This window comes from Gordonia sp. (in: high G+C Gram-positive bacteria), from assembly GCF_049299075.1.
GTDB lineage: Bacteria > Actinomycetota > Actinomycetes > Mycobacteriales > Mycobacteriaceae > Gordonia.
The window spans coordinates 1-2,974 of record NZ_JBAQWU010000179.1 but is presented as its reverse complement, the minus strand read 5'-3'; the positions used below and the strand labels follow the sequence as shown (position 1 = coordinate 2,974).

The 2,974-nt window shown below is 66.6% G+C and carries 3 protein-coding genes; 2 read left to right on the top strand and 1 reads right to left on the bottom strand.

The features are described 5' to 3' along the window. Positions 1-707: NAD(P)H-binding protein (locus WAW85_RS05905; protein WP_422558712.1), on the top strand; the 707-nt coding region annotated here is incomplete at its 5' end. A gap of 74 nt (positions 708-781) precedes the next feature. Continuing rightward, complete coding sequence (locus WAW85_RS05900; RefSeq protein ID WP_422558711.1) at positions 782-1,201, top strand: DUF6069 family protein; 420 nt, start codon at positions 782-784, stop codon at positions 1,199-1,201. Here WAW85_RS05900 and WAW85_RS05895 read toward each other — a convergent pair. Further along, entirely contained in the window at positions 1,185-2,810 is a 1,626-nt protein-coding gene (locus WAW85_RS05895; protein ID WP_422558710.1) for an ABC-F family ATP-binding cassette domain-containing protein, read from the bottom strand. The two genes, WAW85_RS05900 and WAW85_RS05895, sit on opposite strands and share 17 nt — an antisense overlap. Between the last annotated feature and the right edge of the window lie 164 nt (positions 2,811-2,974).

Genomic DNA, 2,974 nt, shown 5'->3' with positions numbered 1-2,974 from the left:
GTGCTGACGCGGTGATCACCACCGCGGCCGGCTACACGGGCGGTGACAAGAACGCCACCGAGATCGATACCGTCGGCAACGCAAATCTCGCCGCTGCCGCCCAGCGGACCAGCATTCGACGGTTCGTGCTCACCAGCATCCTCACCTGCGATCGCACACCAAACGTGCCCCATTTCTGGCACAAGAAGCTCGCCGAAGACCACCTTGCGGCGCGCGATGTTCCGTTCGTCGCCCTCCGGCCCGGCGCATTCATCGACCAGATCGCCACCATCTCCGGTAATCCCCTCGTGACGGGGCGGGTGATCTGGATGGGTACGACCGATACACCGCTGAGCTTTGTCCTGACCGCTGATCTCGCCGGATACCTCGCCGCCGCGGTCGACACCGACACCGCACCCGGGGAACGCGTCGACATCGGCTGGACCCGGCCGATCACCATCGGGGAGGCAACCGACGTGTTGAGCACGGCCGCCGCCCGACCCGTCAAGGTCCGGGCGATCCCCTCGACCGTCACTCGCACTGCTAGCGCCCTCGTCGGCCGGTTCGTCCCCATGATCAAGGACATGGCGGCGATGTTCACCTGGTTCGACAGCGGAAGCTATGTTGCCGACACCACTCGCCAACACGAACTGTTCGGTCCGCCCCCCACGCCGGAGGACGCAATCGGCAGGCTGGTCCGGCAGCTCGGCGATCGGAACGCCCGATGAGTCACCTCCCGTCAACTTCGATTGCTCCGCCCACCAAAGAAATTGGTCCGCCCACCAAAGAAAAGGAAAACGGTATGCCCGGCCGTCCGATCACCGTCAAAACCACCGCGCTCGCAGCCGTCGCCGCCCTCGTAGTCAATCTGATCATCTTCGGCCTCGGCTCGGCCGCCGATGCGACGTGGGATGCCGGGTCGCCGTACCCGATCGGGGTGCCGATGGTCGCGCTGTTCTCCCTCGTTCCCCTGGTCCTGGCCGCCGTCGTCGTAGCCCTGATCGGCGCGCGATATCCGCGGTTCCAAGGCGTCGCCGCGTGGGCCGGACTCGTGTTCGCACTCCTTACGATCGCCGGATCGCTGACCATGGCCACGCAGACACTGACCGGACTGTGTCTGGGCGCGATGCACATCGTCGTGGGTTTGGCCTGGTTCTCCCTCGCCTACCCTGGGTGCACCGACAGTGGCGGCAGTGCCGACCTGGCTAGGCGAGTTCGATGATCTCCTGGTACTCGTCCGACCAATGGTCCTCGGTGCCGTCGGGCAGCAGGATCACCCGTTGCGGGTCGAGGGCGGCGGCGGCACCGGGATCGTGCGTTACCAGCACCACGGCCCCGGTGTAGCTGCGCAGCGCCTCCAGGACCTGTTCGCGGGAGATGGGATCGAGGTTGTTGGTCGGCTCGTCCAGCAGCAGCACGTTGGCCGCCGACGAGACCAGCCCGGCCAGCGCGAGGCGGGTCTTTTCACCACCGGACAGTGTGCCGGCGGGCTGCTCGAGTTGCGGGCCGGAGAACATGAAGGCGCCGAGCAGTCCGCGCAGGTCCTGCTCACCGGCATCGGGTGCGGCGTGGCGGATGTTCTCCCACACCGAGGCGGCGTCGTCGAGGGTGTCGTGTTCCTGGGCGAAGTAGCCGATCTTGAGCCCGTAGCCGGGTTCAATAGTCCCGTGGTCGGACTGCTCGGTACCAGCCAGCAGGCGTAGCAGGGTGGTCTTACCGGCACCGTTGAGGCCGAGAACGACGACGCGGCTGCCCTTGTCGATAGCCAGGTCGACGCCGGAGAAGATCTCCAGGGAGCCGTACATCTTGCTCAGCCCGGAGGCGCGGAGCGGAGTCTTGCCGCAGGCGGCCGGCTCCGGGAAGCGGATTTTGGCGGTGCGGTCGGCGACGCGCTCCTCCTCCAGCTCGTCCATCATCTTCTCGGCCCGTTTGAGCATTTGCTGGGCGGCGGTGGCTTTGGTCGCCTTGGCGCCGAGCTTCGCGGCCTGCACGCGTAGGGCGCCGGCCTTCTTCTCCGCGTTGGCGCGTTCGCGCCGACGACGCTGCTCGTCGGTGGCGCGCTGGTCCAGGTAACGCTTCCAGTTCATGTTGTAGACATCGGCCTCGCTGCGCACTGCGTCGAGGAACCAGACGCGGTTCACCACGTCGGCCAGCAGATCGACGTCGTGGCTGATGACCACCAGTCCGCCGTCGTGGTTCAGCAAGAAGGTGCGCAGCCACGAGATGGAGTCGGCGTCGAGGTGGTTGGTCGGCTCGTCCAGCAGCAGCGTGGTGTCGGACTTGCCGGAGCCGTCGGAGGCGGCGAACAAGATGCGGGCGAGTTCGACGCGACGGCGCTGCCCACCGGACAGCGTGTTCAGCTCTTGCCCCAGCACCCGGTCGGGTAGGCCCAGATTGTTGCAGATCCGGGCGGCTTCGCTCTCGGCGAGATATCCGCCGAGGGTGCCGAACCGCTCTTCCAGCCGTGCGTATTTAGCGATCGCCTTATCGCGTTTGGCGTCGTCGTCGGACTCCATCAAGGTCTGCTGGCGGGCCATCTGCGCCAGCAGCTGATCGAGGCCGCGGGCCGAGAGCACCCGGTCCTTGGCCAGTACCGACAGATCGCCCTCTTTGGGGTCCTGCGGCAGGTATCCGATCGGTCCGTTGCTGCGCACCGTGCCGGCATAGGGCTCGGTCTCTCCGGCAAGAATGCGCAGGCTCGTCGTCTTCCCCGCGCCATTTCGTCCGACCAGACCGATCCGGTCGCCGGGTGCGATGCGCAGGGCATCACCAGGTGCCGACAACAGGGTTCGGGCACCCGCTCGAACTTCCAAGTCGGTCGCGGTAATCACGACGAGCCACTCTACCGGCGCTCCGGCAACCCCCGAAATCGTACGATTACCGGATCGTGGTCGCTCCTGGCCCTTGGCCGTCGACGAGACTCGATGCGCTCGGGCCCCCCACGCCATCCCCCAGGTCGCATCCCTCCGGTTCCATCCCCGCGCGTAATCTGAGG

Coding starts and splice junctions, on each gene's coding strand:
- WAW85_RS05900 (WP_422558711.1), top strand. CDS start 782: ATGCCCGGCCGTCCGATCACCGTCAAAACCACCGCGCTCGCAGCCGTC.